Below are 19,009 nucleotides of genomic sequence, written 5' to 3'. Positions count from 1 at the left end.
CCGGTGCCGCACCGCGGGTGCCTGCCTGCCCGGGGTCGAGCGGTCCGCCCGACGCCGCCGGCGCGCAGCCGGGTTGGTGTCCGGACCCATCGCCGCTGTCGGCTCCCGGGCCCGGCCGGTCAAAAGAACACCATCGGCCGTACGGTCGGCAGTGCCCGCCGTCCGCACGATGGGTCATCGTTTGGTAGCGTTCGGTGGGCATACGCGTCCGATCCTGCCCCGTCGAACGGGCCGTCGACAATCCGGCCAGCCGCTCGTTTTGATCTAGCCATTTGCATGTGGCAATGGATCCGAGCGCCGTCGTAGGGTTCCCCCGCAGCACCCCGACAAGCACTTTTCCTGGGCGGATCCCGCCCTGTTCGATGCTGGGCGGTGACGGCGGTGGCAATGGAGCAACCGACAGGAAACCCGTTGGAGACGGACCCGGGATGGGTCGACGAGGTGTTGCTGTCCGGCCCGTCCGACGGCGTCTGCCTGCGGCTGCCGGCGCCGGTCGACCGGGCCACCCTGCGCCGGCTGGTCGCCGACGCGCAGGCCGGGCTGGACGCCGCCGGGCTGCGTCCCGGCGGGGCCGCCGCGCTGCGGCTGCCGCCCTCGCTGGCGTACGTGGTGCACCTGCTGGCCACCTGGCGGGTCGGCGCGCAGGCGATCCTGCTCGACCACCGGCTCACCGACCACGAGGTGGACCGGGCGCTGCGCCGGCTCACCCCGCAGGTGGTGGTGGCGCCGGTGCGCACCGGCGGCGGGGCGCTGCGCGTCTTCGTCGACGTCACCGCCGGCGTCACCGGCTACGCCGACCGGCCCGCGGTCAGCGGGCACGCGGTGATCCAGCTCAGCTCCGGCTCCACCGGACCATCCAAGGTGATCGGCCGCACCGCCGCCGACCTGGTCGCCGAGGTGCGCCGCTACACCCGCATCGACGGGGTGGCGCTGCCCGGCGAGCGGATCGTCCTGCTCCCCTCGATGGTGCACGTGCTCGGCCTGGTCGGCGGACTGCTGTACGGCCTGCACGCCGGGGTCGAACTGGTCCCGCCGGAGCGGCTCAGCGGCGACGCCGTGCTCGCCGCCGTCGCCGCCGCCGACACCCCGGCCACCGTGCTCGGCGTGCCGTTCCACATCGGACTGCTCGCCTCCACCCGGCCGGGTGGGCCGCTGCCGCAGTTCAAACGGATGACCACCGGTGGGGAACTGGTCCCGGCCGCGGTGGCCCGGGCGTTCACCGACCGCTTCGGCGTGCCGCTGGGCAACATGTACGGGATGACCGAGGTCGGGGTGATCGGCACCGACCTGTACGGGCGGCACCGGCCAGCGATCGCTCCGGCGCCCGGCATCGAGGTCCGGGCGGTCGACGGCGAACTCTGGGTCAGCTGCCCCGCCTCGCCGTACGTGGGGCTCAGCGACCCGACCCGGTGGGCCGACGGTTGGCTGCGCACCCGCGACGCCGGCACCGTCGACCCGGACACCGGCCTGGTCACCGTCCGCGGCCGGCTGGACTCGCAGGTCTCGGTGGGCGGGATGAAGGTCGACCTCACCGAGGTGGAGACCTGCGTCGCCGAACTGCCCGGGGTGGCCGCCGCGGTGGTGCTCTGGGACGACGGCATCACCGCGTACGTGCAACCGGACGGGCCGCTGTCGGAGGAGGTGCTGGACAAGCTGCTCGCCGAGCGGCTGGCCGGCTACAAACGCCCCCGCGTGCTGCGGCTGCTCGATCAGCTGCCCCGCACCACCACCGGCAAGCTGGTCCGCTCCCCGGACGCGCTGCGCTCGGCGGCGACGCCATGACCGGTCCGCTGTACCAGCCCGACGTCAGCGTCCACCACGAGCACCTCGACGTCACGGCCCGCGCCGGACGGGCCGGCGACCGCGACCGCCACCACCAGGTCCCGATCGACCGCCGGGTGCCCGACCCGCAGGTCGGCCCGGCCGGGCAGCGGCCGCAGCAGGTCATCGCCATCGGGCACCGGCACCGGCCGGCGCAGCCCACCGCCGCGCAGCCCCACGCCGAGCGCCTTGCCGACCGCCTCCTTGGCGGTCCACAGCCGCAGGAAATCGACGGCCCGCTCCGGCGCCGGCCGGGCAGCCAGCCAGGCCAGCTCGCCCGGGGCGTACCAGCGGCGGGCCAGCGCCAACGCGGGCAGCTCCCGGCGGCGCTCGACGTCGATCCCGACCGGTCCCGCCCGGCGGGCGGCGACCAGCACCACACCGTCGGCGCGGCTGACGCTGACCGGCAGCGCCACCGTCCGGCCGCCCGGCCCGCCCGCGCTGACCAGCGGCCGCCCGTCGGGGGCGCGCCCCACCACGATCTCCGCCTCCGCGCGGCCGAGCAGCGTGGCTCCCGCCCGCCGCAGCAGCCGCCCGGCCCGCCCCGGCCGACCGCCGGCGCCCCGGCCGACCCACACGTGCACGGTGTCCCGATCGGGCACCGGTAGCTGGCTCACGGAAAGAGGTTAACCATGTCAACCGAGGTCCGCGCCTTCGTCATCGAGCAGCTCGCCGACATGAACTACGACGTCGAGGGGATCGACGACGACACCACCCTCGGCCCGTCCGGTGTGGACCTGGAGTCGCTGGCCCTCGCCGACCTGGCGGTCCGGGTGGAGGACCGCTACGGCCTGAAGTTCGCCGACGACGAGTCGGAGCAGCTCGCGCTGATGACCGTCGGCGAGTTCACCGCGATGGTCGCCGACCGGGTCGCCACGGCGACGAGCGACAAGTCCTGATGACCGGGCGGCCCGACCTGGGGCGAGCCGACCTGGTGGCGATGCTCGCCGAACTCACCGCGAAACCGGCCGCCGAGGTGCCCGAGCGGATCGGCTCGATGGAGCTGGCCTGGCTGATGCACCTGGTGGAGCAGCGCTACGAGCAGCCGCTCGACCTCACCGACGACCAGCTCGCGGGCATCCGTACCGTCGATGACGCCCTGGCGGTCTTCCGGACCTCCCTGACCGCCGCCGCAGATGGCTGAGGCGGCCACCGTCCAGCTCACCGGCGTGCACGCGACCAGCGCCCTCGGCCGGGGCGCGGCGGCGCAACTGGCCGGCGCGCTGGCCGGTGCGCCGGCGTTCCGGCCGGTCCGCCGCTTCGACACCGGCAGCCGCCGGGTGGACGCGGCGGCCACCCTGCCCGAGGTGGGCGACCTGCCCGACGAACTGGCCGAGTCGGTGACCGAGGCATGCCGGGCGGCCGGGCTGGACGCCGCCCGGCGGGCCGGCTGCGCGCTGCTGCTGGCCGTGCACGGCGGCCCGGGAGTCCCGGCGCTCGCCGGCACCCTCGCCGGCTGGACCGGCCTCGGCGGCCCGACCCGGGTCTACACCACCGCCTGCGTCTCGGCGACCAGCGCGGTGGCCGACGCGGCGGCGCTGATCCGGCGCGGCGACACCGACCGGGTGGTGGTCGCCGCCGGCTACCTGGTCGAAGCGGACCAGTACGCCCTCTTCGACGCCGGCCGCGCGCTGGCCACCGACGGCGCGGTACGCCCGTTCAGCGCCGGCCGCACCGGGCTGCTGCTCGGCGACGGGGTCGCCGCGGTGGTGCTGGAGTCCGCCCGGGCCGCCCGCCGGCCGCTGGCCGACCTGCTCGGCTGGGCCCGCGCCGGCGACGCGTACCACCCGTGCCAGCCGCACCCGGCCGGCCGTGGGATGGCCCGCGCGGTCGGCGCCGCGCTGGGCCGGGCCGGGTTGCCGGCCGAGGCGCTCGGCTACGTCAACGCCAACGCCACCGGCACCGGACACAGCGACGCCGCCGAGGCGGCGGCCCTGCGCTCGGCGCTCGGCCGGGCGGCGGCGGGCGTCCCGGTCAGCTCCACCAAGGCGCTGCACGGGCACGCGCTGGAGGCGTCCGGGCTGCTCGAACTGGTGGTCACCGTGCTGGCGCTGCGGCACGGGAAGCTGCCGGTGAACGCCGGCTGGCTCGGTCCCGACCCGGACTGCCCGCTGGACGTGATCCGGGACGCGCCCCGGCCCGCCGCGACCCGGTACGCGCTGACCCTGAACGCCGCCTTCGGCGGCGCGAACACCGCCCTGCTGGTCGGTGCGGCGTGACCGGGCCGGGCCGGGCTACCGGGCTCGCCGTGCTGGCCGAGGCGGCCTGGCCGGAACCCGGCGACGGCCCGCCGCCGCCGCTGCCCGGGTACCTGCACTCGGCGTTCAACCCGCTGGTCGCGGCGGTGGCCGAGCGCTGCCTCACCCGCGCCTACCGGGCGGCGCCCGCGCCGGACGGCGCGCGGTGCGCGATCGTGCTGGTCAGCGCCGAGGGCGACCGGGCCAGCGCGGCGCACGTACGGGCCACCGTGGCCGCCGGCCGCCGCCCCGGGCCGCTGTTCTTCTTCCAGTCGGTGCCCAACAGCGTGGCCGGGCACGTGGCCGCCCGCTGGGGGCTGGCCGGGCCGGTGCTCTGCCTCTCGCCGACCGGCGACCCACGGGCCGACGGGATCGCCGCGGCCGACCTGCTGGTGCACGACGGCGACGCCGACGCGGCGTTGCTGGTCCTGATCGACGACGCATCCGACGACGGCGGTGCGGACTCAGCCGTCGCGGTGCTGCTGGGGGGAGGAGACATCCGATGAGGAGCAGGGGACTGCGCGGCCGGCTGGCCGCCGACGAGCGGATCGGCGCCGGCAACGTGCTGGCCCGGGTGCTGGCGCACGACGCCGACCCGGACGGGCCGGGACTCACCTTCGACACCGCGGTCGACGGCTACCCGGCCGAACACCCGCTCACCCTCGGCCAGCTCGACCAGCGGGTGGCCGCCCGGGCCGCCTGGCTGCACGCCCGGGGGATCGGGCCGCGGGACCCGGTCGCGGTCTGGGCCACCGCCGCCGCCGACATGGTGCTCAGCTACCTCGCGCTGACCCGGCTCGGCGCCATCCCGGCGCTGATGAACGGCAAGCTCCGCCCGGAGATCGCCGCCGAGTACATCCGCCGGCTACGCGGCGTCGGCGTGCTCGCCGACGACGCGCACACCGCGCTGCTGGCCGGGCACGAGCTCGGCGTACCGGTGATCGGCAGCCCCGCCGAGGCGGGCGCCGGCGACCCGGCCGCCGCCCCGGCGCACTACCCGCACCACGGCGACGACCCGGTCGTCATCACCCACACTTCGGGCACCACCGGGGTGCCGAAGGCGGTGCTGCACTCGCACGCCAGCCTCTTCGCCGCCACCCGGCACCTGCTCACCATGCCGCAGGCGCAGGGCACCAGCCGGATCCTCAACGCGCTGCCCGCCCCGCACACCGCCACCGTGCTCATGGTCAACCAGGCGCTCGGCAACCGGGCGGAGATGTTCCTCCTCTCCGACCAGGGCGGCGAGCGGGTGCTCGACGCGATCCAGCGGTGGCGCCCGGACGGTGTGTTCGGCTTCTCGGTGACCTGGGCGGAACTGGCCCGCTTCGACCTGTCCGGATACGACCTGGACTCGGTGCGGCTGTGGTTCAACACGGGCGACTGCTCGCACGAGCCGCACATCCGCCGGCTGGTCGCGGTCGGCTCCCGGGACGTCGTCACCCGCGACGGGGTGGTCCGGGTGCCCGGCTCGGTCTTCATCGACGGCCTCGGCTCCAGCGAGATGGGGCACTCGATGTTCCACGTCACCCACCGCACCGACACCGACCGCTACGGCCGCTGTATCGGCCGGCCGTACCGCTTCACCAAGGTCGCCGTGCTCGACGAGCACGGCGACCCGGTGCCGCCCGGCCAGCCGGGCTGGCTCGGCATCGACTCGCCGTCGCTGTTCCGCGGCTACTGGAACGACTCGGTCACCACCTACCGGTTCCGCCAGCGCGGCTGGTACCTCACCGGCGACCTGGTCTACGCCGACGCCGACGGCCGGTACTACCACCTGGACCGGGCGGTCGACTCGGTCGACGCGGGCGACGGGCGGCGGTTCTACACCGCGATGTCCGAGGAGCGGATCCTCGCCGCCTGTCCCGACGTCACCGACTGCACGGTGGTGATCGTCGCCGACGGCGGCACCGTGGTCACCGACGTGCTGCTGGAACTCGCCGCCGGCGTCGACCCGGCGCAGGACCGCACCGAGCGGGTCCGCGCCGCGCTCGGCCCGGACGTCGGCGCCACCCTGCGCCGGGTGGTACCGGTCCGCTCCACCGACATCCCGGTCACCGTCACCGGCAAGGTGCGCAAGGTCGCCCTGCGCGAGCGATACCTCACCGGGACCCCCGCATGACCGCCGTGATCACCGGGATGGGCCTGTTCACCCCGGTCGGGCGCGGCGTCGAGGCGACCTTCGACGCGCTCTGCACCGGCCGGTCCGGGTTGGCCCGCCCGCCGGCCGGGCACCCCGCCGCCGACTGCCTGGAGGTCGCCGGCCTGCTGCCGCCGGTCGACCCGCGTTCCGTCGCGTCCGGCCCGGAGACCCGGGTACTGGACCGGATCGTGGTGCTCGCGCTGCACGCCGCGGCCGACGCGCTCGCCGACGCCGGCATCGAGGTGGGCAGGGACGTCGACCCGGACCGGGTCGCGGTGATCGTCGGCGGGGTGGGCGGCATGTCGACGCTGGAGGAGCAGGTGCTGGCCCGGGCCGCCCGGGGGCGGGCGGCGGTCAGCCCGTACCTGCTCACCGGGATCCTGCCGAACATGCCGTCGGCGCGGATCGCGATCCGGTACGGCATCCGCGGCTACACCTCCTCGGTCGGCACCGCCTGCGCCTCCGGCGCCCAGTCGGTCGCCGACGCGGTCCGGCTGATCCGGGCCGGTGAGGCGGACGTGGTGCTCTGCGGGGCCAGCGAGGCGCCGCTCTTCCCCACCTTCGCCGACACGTTCGGCAACGCCCGGGCGCTCGCCCGGGGCTGGGCCGATCCCGCCGCCGCGAGCCGGCCCTTCGACACCCGCCGCAACGGCTTCGTGCTCGCCGAGGGGGCGGCGCTGCTGGTGCTGGAACGCGCCGACCACGCCGCCGCCCGGGGCGCCACCGGCTACGCCGAGGTGGCCGGATACGGGGCCACCACCGACGCGTACCACCCGACCGCGCCGCGACCGGACGGCGCGGGCGCGGCCGAGTGCATGCGGCGGGCGCTGGCCAGCGGTGGCGTGCCGGCCGCCCGGGTCGGCTACGTCAACGCGCACGGCACCGGCACGAAGCTCGGCGACATCGCCGAGACCACCGCGCTCGCGGAGGTCTTCGGGGCGCACGGGGTGCCGGTCAGCTCCACCAAGGCGCTCACCGGGCACCTGCTCGGCGCGTCCGGCGTGCTGGAGGCGGCGGCCACCGCGCTGGCGCTAGGCCGCGGGCTGCTGCCGCCGACGCACAACCTGGACGACCCGGATCCGGCCTGCCCGGCCGACCACATCCGCAAGGAGCCCCGGGCGACGGAGACGGAGTACGCGCTGACCAACTCCTTCGGCTTCGGCGGCCAGAACGTGAGCCTGCTGCTCGCGCGGGCCGCCCGGCCGGGGAGGTGACCGGCGCAGCACCTACCCGCGGGCGGGGCGCGCCCGACGGCAGAGCACGGGGGGAAGGGCAGATGAGATGGACATCCGTGGAATCGACCACATCGAACTCTACGTGGGGGACGCGCGGCAGGCCGCCTTCTACTTCGGCCGCGCGGTCGGCTTCCGGCTGAGCGGCCAGGGCGGCCCGGAGACCGGGCTGGCCGGCCGGCGCTCGCTGCTGCTGAGCCAGGCGGACATCCGGATGGTGCTCACCACCGGGCTGACCGCCGAGCACCCGGCCGCCCGCTACGTGCAGCGGCACGGCGACGGCGTCGCGGTGGTCGCCGTCGAGGTCGACGACGCCGCCGGGGCGTACGCCGAACTGGTGGCCCGGGGAGCGACCGGGGTGACCCCGCCGGTCACCTTCACCGGCGCGGACGCCGAGGTGGTCACCGCCGAGGTGGGCGGCTTCGGCGACGTGCTGCACCGGCTGGTGGAGCGGCGCGGCGACCGGCGCGACTTCCTGCCCGGCGCGGTGGAGCCGACCCCACCGCCGCCCGGTGACGACGCCCCGCTGCTCGCCGAGATCGACCACCTGGCGGTCTGCGTGCCGCCGGGGCAGCTCGCCGCGACCGTCCGGCACTACCGGGAGGTGTTCGGCTTCGCGGAGATCTTCACCGAGCACATCGAGGTCGACGGGCAGGCGATGAACTCCACGGTGGTGCAGAGCCCGTCCGGCCGGGTCACCCTGGTGCTGCTGGAGCCGGACCGCGGCCACCGGCCGGGGCAGATCGACGCCTTCCTCGACCAGCACTCCGGCGCCGGGGTGCAGCACCTGGGGCTGCGCACCGACGACATCGTCGGCGCGGTCGGCGCGCTCGCCGCCCGGGGGGTGCGCTTCGCGGCCACCCCGGGCAGCTACTACGACGAGCTGGAGGCCCGGGTCGGCCGGGTCGACGCGCCGCTGGACCGGCTGCGCGAGCTGGGCGTGCTGGTCGACCGGGACCACGCCGGGCAGCTGTTGCAGATCTTCACCGAGTCGATGCACGTGCGCCGCACCTTCTTCCTCGAACTGATCGAGCGGCGCGGGGCGCTGACCTTCGGCAGCGGCAACATCAAGGCGCTCTACGAGGCCAAGGAACGGGAGCTGGCCGCGACCGCGGCCGTACCGCAGGGGGTGGGTGCGTGACCACGACCGAGTTCGACCCGACGCTGACCGCCGAGGAGGAGGCGCTGCTGCCCTCGGACGAAGACGTGCGGTTCTACGCCGAGCACGGCTGGTACCTGTCGAAGAAGCTGCTCACCGACGAGGAGGTGGACGCCCTCGCGGCGGCCGCCGAGCGTTACTACGCCGGCGAGCGGGACCGCCGGCTGCCGGTACGCCCGCCGAAGCTGGCCTACTGGGAGCCGGCGAAGGGCGCGGTGCAGCGGCACAACGACTACGTCCACCACGAGCACGACGGGCTCGCCGCGATCCTGCGCAAGCCGCTGATCGGCGCGGTCGCCGCGCGGCTCGCCCAGGCCGAGGAGATCCGCGTGTTCCAGTCCACGCTGATCTACAAGCCGCCGATCTCCGGCGAGCCGAGCAACATCGTGCCCTGGCACTTCGACAAGCACTACTGGGCGTCCTCGTCGTCCGAGCGGATGCTGACCGCGTTCATCCCGTTCCACGACTGCGGCGAGGAGATGGGCACCATCACCATGGTCGACGGCTCGCACCGCTGGCGGGAGGTCGGCGCCGACGACACGGTGGTGCGGCACTTCGCCGAGCGCGACCGCGACCAGTTGGAGGAGATGCTGGCCGCGAACGCGGCGCACAACGGCGTCGAGATCCGCAAGGTCCCGATGGTGATCCCCAAGGGACACCTGAGCTTCCACCACTGCCGCACCTACCACGGCAGCGGCGCCAACGTCAGCGGCCGCCCCCGGCAGGCGATCTCGCTGCACCTGCAGGACGGCGACAACGCCTGGCGGGCGTACCCGCTCTCCGACGGCTCGCTCGCCGCCTACAACCACGACGTGCTGGTCCGCCGCACCGCCGACGGGCGGCCGGACTACGCGGACCCCGAATACTGCCCGGTCATCTGGCGCCACCGCGCCCAGCAGGGAGGCTGACATGTCACGGTACGACTGGGGTAAGACGCACCCGGGGATCGAGCGGCTGGAGAAGGCGGTGACCGACCGCCGCGACGCGGTGGTCAAGCACCCGCTCTACGCCAACCTGGACACCCACGAGGCGCTGGTCACCTTCATGGAGCACCACGTCTTCGCGGTGTGGGACTTCATGTCGCTGCTGAAGTCGTTGCAGCGGCAGCTCACCTGCGTCACCGTGCCGTGGATCCCGACCGGGCCGACCGGCAGCCGCCGGCTGATCAACGACATCGTGATGGTGGAGGAGAGCGACGAGCTCGGCGACGGCTACACCAGCCACTTCGAGCTGTACGTGCAGGGCATGCGGGAGGCCGGCGCCGACACCACCGCGGTGGACCGGCTGGTCGAGCTGCTGCGCGCCGGCCGGCCGGTCGGCGCGGCGCTGGGCGAGGCCGGGGTGCTCGCCGCGTCGGCCGCGTTCGCCGCCACCACCTGGCGGATCATCGAGGGTACCCCGGTGCACTGCCAGGCGGCCGCCTTCGCGTTCGGCCGGGAGGACCTGATCCCGGACATGTTCGCCCAGGTCGTCGCGATCAACGAACGCAGCCGGCGACTGCACACGTTCGTCGACTACCTGGAGCGGCACATCGAGGTCGACGGCGAGCAGCACACCCCGATGGCCATGCAGATGCTCGCCGACCTGTGCGGCGACGACGACGCGAAGTGGCAGGAGTGCGCGGACACGGTGAACACCGCGCTGGCCGCCCGGGCCCGGCTCTGGGACGACATCCTCGCCGCGATCAAGGCCGGTCGCGGGCGGTGACCGACGCCGACCCGGTCCGGCTCTACCGCACGGTCCGGCTGGTCCGCCGGTTCGAGGAGCGGGCCATCGAGCTGGTCCGCGCCGGGCACATCGTCGGCGGCATCCACCCGTACCTCGGCCAGGAGGGGATCGCCGCCGGCGTGTGCGCCGCGCTGGGCGCCGACGACGTGGTCGTCGGCACCCACCGGGGGCACGGGCACGTGCTGGCCAAGGGCGCCGACCCGGCCCGGATGCTCGCCGAGCTGTGCGGCCGGGCCACCGGCCTGAACGCCGGCCGGGGCGGCTCGATGCACGCCGCGGACTTCGGCGTCGGTGTGCTCGGCGCCAACGCCATCGTCGGCGCGTCCGGCGCGATCGTCACCGGGGCGGTCTGGGCCCGCCGGCGGCGCGGCGCGGACACCGTCGGGGTGAGTTTCTTCGGCGACGGTGCGGTCAACGAGGGGATGCTGCTGGAGGCGTTCAACCTGGCCGCGCTCTGGCGGGTGCCGGTGCTGTTCGTCTGCGAGAACAACGGCTACGCCACCACCATGCCGGTCGCCGGCGCGGTGGCCGGCAGCATCACCGGCCGGGCCGCCGCGTTCGGCATGCCGGCCGCCGTCGTGGACGGCCAGGACCCCGAGGCGGTACGCGACGCCGCGGCGGCCGCCGTCGCCCGGCTGCGGGCCGGCGGCGGCCCCGAGCTGATCGAGGCGAGCACCTACCGGTTCGACGCCCACCACACCTTCGAGCATGTGGTACGCCTCGACTACCGCCCGCCCGAGGAGGTGGCCCGGGGCCGGGCCCGCGACCCGGTGGTGATCCAGGGCGCCCGGCTGTCCGCCGCCGACCGGGCCGCGGTGGACGCCGAGGTCGAGCGGGAGCTGGCCGCGGCGGTGGAGTTCGCCCTGGCCAGCCCCGAGCCGGACCCGGCCGGCGCGCTGGCGCACCTGTACGCCAGCGGCCTCACCGCCCGCACCGGAGGTGGTTGACCATGCCCAGGCTCTCCTACCGGCGGGCGCTCACCCGGGCGCTCGCCGACGAGCTGGCCCGCGACGAGACGGTGTTCCTGCTCGGCGAGGACATCCGGGTCGGCGCCGCGAACGTCACCGCCGGCCTGCTCAAGCGCTTCGGCCCGGACCGGGTGCGGGACACTCCGCTGTCCGAGCAGGCGTTCACCAGCTTCGCCACCGGCGCCGCGCTGGCCGGGATGCGGCCGGTGGTCGAGTTCCAGATCCCGTCGCTGCTGTTCCTGGTCTTCGAGCAGATCGTCAACCACGCGCACAAGTTCCCACTGATGACCGGCGGGCAGTGCGCGGTGCCGGTGACCTACCTGGTGCCCGGCTCCGGCTCCCGTACCGGCTGGGCGGGGCAGCACTCCGACCACCCGTACAGCCTCTTCGCCCACGTCGGGGTGACCACGGTGGTGCCGGCCACCCCGGCGGACGCGTACGGGCTGCTGGTCTCGGCGGTGCGCTGCGACGACCCGGTGGTGGTCTTCGCGCCGGCCGGCGCGCTGGACGTCCGCGCCGACGTCGACTTCGCCGCCCTGGCTCCGGTGCCGCTCGGCCGGGGCCGGGTGCACCGGTCCGGCGACGACGTCACCGTGGTCGCGGTCGGGCACCTGGTGCACGACGCGCTAGCGGTCGCCGAGGAACTGGCCGGCGAGGCGTCGGTGGAGGTGTACGACCCGCGCACGCTGTACCCGTTCGACTGGGACTCGCTCGCCGAGTCGGTGGCCCGCACCCGGCGGCTGGTGGTGGTCGACGACTCGAACCGGACCTGCGGGATCGCCGGCGAGGTGATCGCCACGATGGTCGAGCGGGTGCCGCTGGTCGCGCCGCCGCGCCGGGTCACCCGCCCGGACGGCGCGGTGCTGCCGTTCGCCCCCGCGCTGGACCGGGCCGTGCAACCGGGCCGGGACCAGTTGCGCACCGCCATCCAACACGTGCTGAAGGACGGGTGACCATGATCGACGTTGACCACCGCTGGCCGTCCGCCGCGCAGGCGTGGCTGGACCTGCCCGCCGACGTACGGGCCGAGATGGTGGCCGCCGGGGCGAAGTCCTGGCGGGAGATCTTCGACGGCCGGGCGACGTACAACCGGCAGTGGCGGCTGGCCCGGCCGCCGGTGATGGACCGCACCTCGCTGGACGTGCTCAACGCGGTCTGCGACCGGCTCGCCCAGTTGATCTTCGAGGCGTGCCGGCGGCGTGCCCGCACGGCGGGGGAGCTGCGCCGGTTGCTCGGCGTCCCGGCCGGGGCGACCCGGTTGCTGGACGACGACGAGCCGCTCTCCGAGGCGCTGCTGGCCGCCTTCCGGCCGGACGTGCTGCTCTCCGGCGGGGTGCCGCGGGTGGTGGAGTACAACATCGACAGCAGCCTCGGTGGCGCGTTCGACGCCGACACCGTGGTCCGCCGGTTCGTCGACGTCTACCGGGCCCGCGGGATCACCGACCGGGTCCGCCTCGAGGCGGCGCCGTCCGCGGTGGACCGCCGGTTCGCGGCGATCCGCGCCGGGCTGGGCCTGCCGGACGGGGCGCGGGTGGCCATGCTGCTCGACTTCGACGCCGAGTACCCGGGGCTGGACGACCCGCAGCGGTTCCTGCGGGTGCTCGCCCCGGTGGCGGAGCGGGCCGCCGCGTTCGGCCTGGACCTGGTGATCGCCCCGGTCTCCGCGGTGCGCCTGGACGACGACGACCGGCTGGTCGTCGACGGCGCCCCGGTCGACGGGGTGTTCCGGCTCTTCGTGCCCAACCGGGTCACCCCGAGCGCCGGGGTGGACGCGCTGGAGGCGGCACTGGCGGCCGGATCGGTGCCGATCTGGGTGTCGGCGGCGGCCTGGCTGCTGGCCAACAAGCTCGGCTTCGCCTGGCTCTGGGCGGACGCCGACGAACTGCCGGCCGCCGACCGCGATCTGATCCACCGGTACGTGCCGCGTACCTGGGCGCTCACCCCGGCCCTGCTGGACCGGGCGGTGGCCGACCGGGCCGGCCTGGTGGCGAAGCCGGCCGACGGCTCGGCCGGGGTGGACGTGCTGATCGGCCGGGAGTGCGACCCGGACCGCTGGCGCGACGGGGTACGGCGGTTCGCCGAGCGGGGCGGCTTCATCCTCCAGGAGTACGTCCCGGCGGACAGCGTCCCGCTGGACTTCGTGCACATCGAGACCGGCGAGACGGTCAGCGCCGAGGTGCCCTACAGCATCGCCCCGTACCTGTTCGGCCGCCAGCCGGCCGGCGCCTGCATCCGCACCGGCTTCCCCGGCTGCGACGGAGTCCTCAACCTCGCCCGCGGCGTCCTCCTCTCCGGCCTCCTGGTAACCGACTGACCGCCCCCCGGCTCCCCGGCCCCACTCCGCCCGCTTGATCATGAAGTTGTTGTGGCTCGCTCCGGCGTGTCGGGTCAACAACTTCATGATCGACGAGGTGGGTCGGGGGTGGTGGGGGTGGGAGGGGTGGCGGTGAGGAGGCGGTGGGCGAAGGTGCGGCAGGCGGCGGTGAGGTGGGGCGGGGCGTCGATGGTGAAGTCCGCGTCCAGGAAGGCGAGGTTGAGTAGCAGCCACTGCCAGGAGTCGACCGAGACGACGATCCGGGTCCGCCGGTCGCCGACGGCGTCCACCTCGACGTCGTGGTACCTCAGGGCGTCGAGCACGCGGTGCGCCGGCGCCTCGACCACGAGATTGACCCGCTGCCCAGCTCTGCCGAGACCACGCCGCAGGTATTCCAGGGCCGACTCGGCCGGCAGCGGCCGGGGTGCGTAGCGGGTGCCGGTCCGCACCGGGCCGTCGACCCGGTCGAGCCGGAACACCCGCCAGTCGGCCCGGTCGACGTCCCACGCCAGGAGGTACCACCGCAGCAGGTGGTGGACCTGCCGGTACGGCTCGACCCGTCGCCGGCTGCGCGCGCCGTGCGCGTCGGTGTAGGTGAACGTGACGACCTCGGCGTCGGCGATGGCGTCGGCGAGCAGGCCGAGTTGCTCGGCGGTCACCGGCGGCGTCTCGTGCCGGCCCGTCTCCAGGCTCGCCCGGACGGCCGCCACGCGGGGCCGCAGCCGGGCGGGCAGGAACTGCTCCAGCTTGCCGTAGGTGCGGGTGGCCGCCTCGTCCAACGCGCCGTACGTGGCCGTTCCGGTAGCGGCGAGCGCGGCGAGACCGAGCAGGGTGGCGATCGCCTCGTCGTCATCGAGGACGAGCGGGGGCATGGTCCGGCCGGCCGCGAGCCGGTAGTAGCCACCCGGCCCGGGCTGGGTGTCGACCGGGTAGCCGTAGCCGCGCAGCCGCTCGACGTCCCGGCGCAGGGTCCGCGGGCTGACCCCCAGCCGGCGGGCCAGTTCGTCGCCGGCGAACGACCGGCCGCTCTGCAGGGTCGACAGCAGGGAGAGCATCCGCCCGGTCACATCGGCCACGGGCCCATTCTCCCCTCGATCGCGGTCAGGATCCGGCCACATCTGCTCGTAGCGTCGGCGGCATGGAACATCGCCACATCACCGTCCGGGGCGCCCGCACCAACAACCTGGCCACACTCGACGTCGACGTCCCGCGCAACCGGCTGGTCGTCTTCGCCGGCGTGTCCGGGTCGGGCAAGTCGTCGCTGGTGTTCGACACCATCGCCGCCGAGGCGGGTCACCAGCTCAACGAGACCTTCCCGCCGTTCGCCCGCAACCGGCTGCCGAAATGGACCCGCCCGGACGTCGAGCACATCGGCGGGCTGTCCCCGGTGATCGTGATCGACCAGCGCCGGCTCGGCGGCAACGCCCGCTCGACGGTCGGCACCGTCACCGACGCCTGGACCTACCTGCGGCTGCTCTTCTCCCGCGTGGGCACACCGCAGGTGGGCGAGTCGAATCGGTTCTCCTTCAACGATCCGGCCGGCATGTGCCCGACCTGCTCGGGCCTCGGCGAGGTGGTGGCCGCCGCCGTCGACCGCTTCCTCGACCTGGACCGGTCGCTGGCGCAGGGGGCGATCCGGCTGCCCGGGTTCGGCGACGGCGGCTACTGGTACGCCCAGTACGCCGACATCGGCACCTTCGACCCGCACACCCCGCTGCGGGAGTGGAGCCCGCAGGAACGGGCGGCGCTGCTGTACGGCGGCGAGGCCGCCGCGAAGCTGGGCCGCAAGCCACCCAAGGCGTACGAGGGGGTGGTCGAGCGGTTCGAGCGGATCTACCTGCACACCTCCGACCACCTGTCCGACCGCAAGCAGGAGGTGATCCGCCGGTTCACCCGCTCGGAGGTCTGCCCGGAGTGCCACGGGGACCGGCTCAACGAGGCCGCCCGGACGGCCACCCTGCTCGGCCACACGATCGGCGAGCTGTCCCGGCTGGAGGTCAGCGAACTGGCCGGTCTCGTCCGCGCCGTCACCGCGGCCCAGGTGGCGCCGGTGGTCGACGCACTGACCGCCCGGCTGGACGCGATCACCACCATCGGGCTGGGCTACCTCACCCTGTCCCGGCCGACCACGACCCTGTCCGGCGGCGAGTCGCAACGGATCAAGATGGTCAAGCACCTGGGTTCCAGCCTGATCGAGATGACCTACCTGGTCGACGAGCCCACGGTCGGGCTGCACCCGGCCGACGTCGAGGCCACCGTCCGGCTGCTGGAGCGGCTGCGCGACCGGGGGAACAGCATCCTGGTCGTGGAGCACGACCCCGCCGTGATGGCCCGGGCGGACCAGATCGTCGAGATCGGACCGGGCGCCGGCGCCGACGGGGGTCGCCTGGTGTTCCAGGGCGGCTTCGCCGAACTGCGCCGCGCCGACACCCCCACCGGGCGGGCGCTGCGCCGGCGTCGTCCGGTGCGGCGGAGGCCACGGGCCGGCGCCGGCCGCCTCACCATCGCCGACGCGACCCGCAACAACCTGCGCGGGGTGACCGTGGCCGTACCGACCGGCGTGCTGACCGTGCTGACCGGGGTGGCCGGCTCCGGCAAGTCCAGCCTGGCCGCCGAACTGGTGGCCCAGCACGCCGCGACGGTCATCGACCAGAGCCCGGTCAGCACCAACCGGCGTTCCACCCCGATCACCTACACCGGCATCGCGCCGGCGATCCGCCGGCTGTTCGCCGCGCGCAACGGCGTACCGGCCGCGCTGTTCAGCGCCAACTCCGCCGGTGCCTGCCCGGACTGCCGGGGCCTCGGCGTCATCCACACCGATCTGGCCTTCCTGGACGGGCAGGAGGTGGTCTGCGGGACCTGCCAGGGCCGGCGGTTCACCCCGGAGGTGCTCCGGCACACCGTCGACGGGCTGTCGATCGCCGACGTGGACGCGCTCACCGTGGACCAGGCCGTCGCGCGGCTGTCCGACCGGCAGATCGCCCGCGCGCTGCGGCACCTCGCCGACGTGGGCCTCGGCTACCTGCGACTCGGCCAGTCGTTGAGCACGCTCTCCGGCGGCGAGTGCCAGCGGCTGAAGATCGCCAGAGAGCTGCGCGAGACGGCACAGCCCACCGCGTACGTGCTCGACGAGCCGACCACCGGCCTGCACCTGAGCGACGTCGACACCCTGCTGGCCCTCCTCGACGGCCTCGTCGACCGGGGCCACACGGTCGTCGTCATCGAGCACAACCTCGACGTCATCCGCCGGGCCGACTGGCTCATCGACCTCGGGCCCGGCCCCGGCCGGCACGGCGGCACGGTGCTCTACCAGGGGCCGGTCGCCGACTACACCGACCGGGACACCCCGACCTGCGCGGCCCTCACCGGTCACGTCCGGTCGGAGGACCGCCGCCACGCCCGGGTTGGTGCGGCGCACTGACGCCGATGCCGCCCCGAGCGGCCCTCCGCCGGCTACTGGCCGAAGGTGCGGCGTAGGTTCCCGTTGACCAGTTGGTTCATCCGCTTGCGCAGGTGCCCCAGCAGGGACTGGTCGGGCAGTGGCTCGGACACCAGCAGGGTCCAGCGCAACTCGGTGCCGTACGTGCCGTCGAACTCCAGCTCGAAACGCACCTGGGCGTCGGGCCGCCGGGGCCACAGCGACGACCAGACGACCAGGCGCGGGTGCTCGGCGCGGAGGATCCGCGGTGGTTGCTCGTCGTCGAGCAACCGTAGCCAGGGGCGCGCCGGATCGCGGTCGGGCTCGGTGAGCGCCTCGAACACGACGGCCGGTGGTGGCGGTTGGTTGCGCCGGCGGCTGCCGGCCTCGAGCAGGCCGGTGGCCGTCGCGCCGTCCGCCCGGGGCGGCGCGGCGGGCTCCCGGGACGGATTCCGGCGGCTCACGCGTTGCCCAGGTGGGCGCCGAGGCGGCGGACCGTCTCGGCGGCGGCGATGGCGTCGCTGCGGGCGCTGCCGTGCCGGCCGTCGCTGCTGTAGATCGACGGGTCCGCGGTGAGCGGGTGGTCGGTGAGCCGTACGTGCAGGGTGCCTAGCCGCTGCGCGAGCGCGCCGGTGTGCGCGGAGAGCCGGCGCATCCGCTCGGCCAGGCCGGCCCGGTGCCGGTGCGGGACCGCCGGGCTGTGCGACACGTCGAACATCCCGACGGTGATCACGTCCGCCCCGGCGGCCCGCAACGCCTCGATCATCGCGGTCAGCTCCGCGTCCACCGCGTCGGCGTCGTAGCCGGGGGAGAAGGCGTCGTTGCCGCCGCAGACCACCAGCGCCAGGTCGGGCCGGAAGTCGAGCGCCGGGGCGAGCTGGGTGGCGCGTACCTCGTGCGCCCGTAGCCCCCGCAGCCCCAGGTTCAGGTACGCCAGCTCGGGCGCCACGGCCCGCAGCTCGGCGGCGATCCGGTCGGCCCACTGCACGTCCGGGTAGCCGTCCACCGGCTCGCAGAGCCCCTCGGCCACGCTGTCACCCAGCACCGCGAAGCGCCGCCACGGATGCCCGCGCAGCAGCGCCGCGCTCTCCCCGGGGCGCAGGCACCACGGATCGGTCGCTTCGGTCAACGTCGATGGCATGGGCGTACGCTAATCGACCGTGGTGCCCGCGGGCAGCGGCCCGTCGGGCAGGGTTACCTCCGCCGGGTGGACCCTCGACCGCTCCCTCCGGAAGGACCACCCGCCGCCGGCATGATGGGCGGCGGAAGGGGGCGGACCATGGTGCAGGTGGCGGTCTGCGGCCCGGCGTCGGCGACCGGGACCGAGCTGGCGTACGCCCGCCGGGTGGGTGAGCTGCTCGCCGGGCGCGGCGTGACGGTGCTCTGCGGCGCCGGCGGCGGGGTGATGGCCGCGGCCGCCGCCGGCGCCCGCTCCCGGGCCGGCCTGGTGATCGGCGTCCGCCCGGACGACGGCACCGACCCCGGTCCGGCCGACTGTTCAGCGGTGCTGGTCACCAACATGGGTCAGGCCCGCAACGCGATCCTGGTGTGGAGCGCCGACGCGGTGATCGCCGTCGGCGGGTCCTGGGGGACGCTCAGCGAGGTGGCGTTGGGCCTGCGCCGCGGCGGCATCCCGGTGGTGGTGCTCGGCGGCTGGTGGATCCTCGACGCCGACGGGCTGCCCGTGCCCGGCCCGGTGCACGTGACCACCGCCGAGGAGGCCGTCGCGGCGGCCCTGTCGGATTGACGTCGCCGGGCCCCGACCGCGCCCGGCCCGGTGCACGTCGCCACCGCCGAGGAGGCCGTCGCGGCGGCCCTGTCGGATTGACGTCGCCGGGCCCCGACCGCGCCCGGCCCGGTGCACGTGACCACCGCCGAGGAGGCGGTCGCGGCGGCCCTGTCGGATTGACGTCGCCGGGTCCTGACCGCGCGGCGCGGCTGCCGTCCCGACCCGACGATGGGCCGGTCGGATGTCGGGGGAGGGGACGGGCG

The 19,009-nt window shown here is 75.0% G+C and carries 19 protein-coding genes; 15 read left to right on the top strand and 4 right to left on the bottom strand.

Features of this window, described 5'->3' with window-relative positions:
* Positions 1–387: 387 nt before the first annotated feature.
* Positions 388–1,782: a class I adenylate-forming enzyme family protein gene (locus tag GA0070609_RS12645; protein ID WP_088993999.1), complete on the top strand. Its 1,395-nt coding sequence runs from the start codon at positions 388–390 to the stop codon at positions 1,780–1,782.
* Here the strand turns inward: GA0070609_RS12645 and GA0070609_RS12640 are convergent.
* Entirely contained in the window at positions 1,710–2,438 is a 729-nt protein-coding gene (locus tag GA0070609_RS12640; protein ID WP_088993998.1) for a 4'-phosphopantetheinyl transferase family protein, read from the bottom strand. The genes GA0070609_RS12645 and GA0070609_RS12640 overlap by 73 nt on opposite strands.
* Before the next feature lie 15 nt (positions 2,439–2,453).
* On the opposite strand from GA0070609_RS12640, the gene GA0070609_RS12635 reads away from it, so the two are divergent.
* From GA0070609_RS12635 to GA0070609_RS12580, 12 genes are all read left to right on the top strand, one after another.
* The gene (locus GA0070609_RS12635) at positions 2,454–2,720 is read left to right on the top strand and encodes an acyl carrier protein (RefSeq protein WP_088993997.1); all 267 of its coding nucleotides are present in this window, start codon (positions 2,454–2,456) and stop codon (positions 2,718–2,720) included.
* Positions 2,720–2,965, top strand: a complete 246-nt coding sequence (locus GA0070609_RS12630) for a hypothetical protein (protein WP_088993996.1) — start codon at positions 2,720–2,722, stop codon at positions 2,963–2,965. Before GA0070609_RS12635 ends, GA0070609_RS12630 begins: the two co-directional genes overlap by 1 nt.
* Complete coding sequence (locus GA0070609_RS12625) at positions 2,958–4,040, top strand: beta-ketoacyl-[acyl-carrier-protein] synthase family protein (RefSeq protein ID WP_088993995.1); 1,083 nt, start codon at positions 2,958–2,960, stop codon at positions 4,038–4,040. Before GA0070609_RS12630 ends, GA0070609_RS12625 begins: the two co-directional genes overlap by 8 nt.
* Complete coding sequence (locus tag GA0070609_RS12620; protein ID WP_088993994.1) at positions 4,037–4,564, top strand: beta-ketoacyl synthase chain length factor; 528 nt, start codon at positions 4,037–4,039, stop codon at positions 4,562–4,564. The genes GA0070609_RS12625 and GA0070609_RS12620 overlap by 4 nt, the downstream gene beginning before the upstream one ends.
* Positions 4,561–6,177, top strand: a complete 1,617-nt coding sequence (locus tag GA0070609_RS12615) for a class I adenylate-forming enzyme family protein (protein WP_088993993.1) — start codon at positions 4,561–4,563, stop codon at positions 6,175–6,177. Before GA0070609_RS12620 ends, GA0070609_RS12615 begins: the two co-directional genes overlap by 4 nt.
* Positions 6,174–7,412 (top strand): beta-ketoacyl-[acyl-carrier-protein] synthase family protein, encoded by a 1,239-nt coding sequence (locus tag GA0070609_RS12610; protein ID WP_088993992.1) that lies wholly within the window; start codon positions 6,174–6,176, stop codon positions 7,410–7,412. The genes GA0070609_RS12615 and GA0070609_RS12610 overlap by 4 nt, the downstream gene beginning before the upstream one ends.
* A 67-nt stretch (positions 7,413–7,479) precedes the next feature.
* A complete protein-coding gene (gene hppD / locus GA0070609_RS12605; RefSeq protein WP_088993991.1) occupies positions 7,480–8,571 on the top strand; it encodes a 4-hydroxyphenylpyruvate dioxygenase in 1,092 nt (363 codons plus the stop codon).
* The gene (locus GA0070609_RS12600; RefSeq protein ID WP_088993990.1) at positions 8,568–9,497 is read left to right on the top strand and encodes a phytanoyl-CoA dioxygenase family protein; all 930 of its coding nucleotides are present in this window, start codon (positions 8,568–8,570) and stop codon (positions 9,495–9,497) included. The genes hppD and GA0070609_RS12600 overlap by 4 nt, the downstream gene beginning before the upstream one ends.
* A 1-nt stretch (position 9,498) precedes the next feature.
* A complete protein-coding gene (locus GA0070609_RS12595) occupies positions 9,499–10,296 on the top strand; it encodes a DUF3050 domain-containing protein (protein ID WP_088993989.1) in 798 nt (265 codons plus the stop codon).
* Entirely contained in the window at positions 10,293–11,264 is a 972-nt protein-coding gene (locus GA0070609_RS12590) for a thiamine pyrophosphate-dependent dehydrogenase E1 component subunit alpha (protein ID WP_088993988.1), read from the top strand. The genes GA0070609_RS12595 and GA0070609_RS12590 overlap by 4 nt, the downstream gene beginning before the upstream one ends.
* A 2-nt stretch (positions 11,265–11,266) precedes the next feature.
* Positions 11,267–12,238 carry an alpha-ketoacid dehydrogenase subunit beta gene (locus GA0070609_RS12585; protein ID WP_088993987.1) on the top strand — a complete coding sequence of 324 codons (972 nt, stop codon included), beginning with the start codon at positions 11,267–11,269 and terminating at the stop codon, positions 12,236–12,238.
* A 2-nt stretch (positions 12,239–12,240) separates the two neighbouring features.
* Positions 12,241–13,599, top strand: coding sequence for an ATP-grasp domain-containing protein (locus tag GA0070609_RS12580; protein WP_088993986.1), 1,359 nt, complete (start codon positions 12,241–12,243; stop codon positions 13,597–13,599).
* A gap of 83 nt (positions 13,600–13,682) precedes the next feature.
* Here the strand turns inward: GA0070609_RS12580 and GA0070609_RS12575 are convergent, their stop codons facing one another.
* Positions 13,683–14,675: a helix-turn-helix transcriptional regulator gene (locus tag GA0070609_RS12575; protein ID WP_088993985.1), complete on the bottom strand. Its 993-nt coding sequence runs from the start codon at positions 14,673–14,675 to the stop codon at positions 13,683–13,685.
* A 62-nt stretch (positions 14,676–14,737) separates the two neighbouring features.
* Between GA0070609_RS12575 and GA0070609_RS12570 the strand changes: the two genes are divergently transcribed.
* Positions 14,738–17,020, top strand: coding sequence for an ATP-binding cassette domain-containing protein (locus tag GA0070609_RS12570; protein WP_088993984.1), 2,283 nt, complete (start codon positions 14,738–14,740; stop codon positions 17,018–17,020).
* A 32-nt stretch (positions 17,021–17,052) separates the two neighbouring features.
* On the opposite strand, the gene GA0070609_RS12565 is transcribed toward GA0070609_RS12570, so the two are convergent.
* Positions 17,053–17,481: a hypothetical protein gene (locus GA0070609_RS12565; RefSeq protein ID WP_231928654.1), complete on the bottom strand. Its 429-nt coding sequence runs from the start codon at positions 17,479–17,481 to the stop codon at positions 17,053–17,055.
* Positions 17,478–18,158, bottom strand: a complete 681-nt coding sequence (locus GA0070609_RS12560; protein ID WP_088993983.1) for an SGNH/GDSL hydrolase family protein — start codon at positions 18,156–18,158, stop codon at positions 17,478–17,480. The genes GA0070609_RS12565 and GA0070609_RS12560 overlap by 4 nt, the downstream gene beginning before the upstream one ends.
* A 138-nt stretch (positions 18,159–18,296) precedes the next feature.
* Here GA0070609_RS12560 and GA0070609_RS12555 point away from each other — a divergent pair, with 138 nt between their 5' ends.
* On the top strand, positions 18,297–18,764 hold the full coding sequence (locus GA0070609_RS12555) for an SLOG cluster 4 domain-containing protein (protein WP_172899332.1): 468 nt from the start codon (positions 18,297–18,299) through the stop codon (positions 18,762–18,764).
* The last annotated feature ends 245 nt before the right edge of the window (positions 18,765–19,009 follow it).

Source organism: Micromonospora echinaurantiaca, from assembly GCF_900090235.1.
GTDB lineage: Bacteria > Actinomycetota > Actinomycetes > Mycobacteriales > Micromonosporaceae > Micromonospora > Micromonospora echinaurantiaca.
This window is presented reverse-complemented; position numbering and strand designations above follow the sequence as displayed.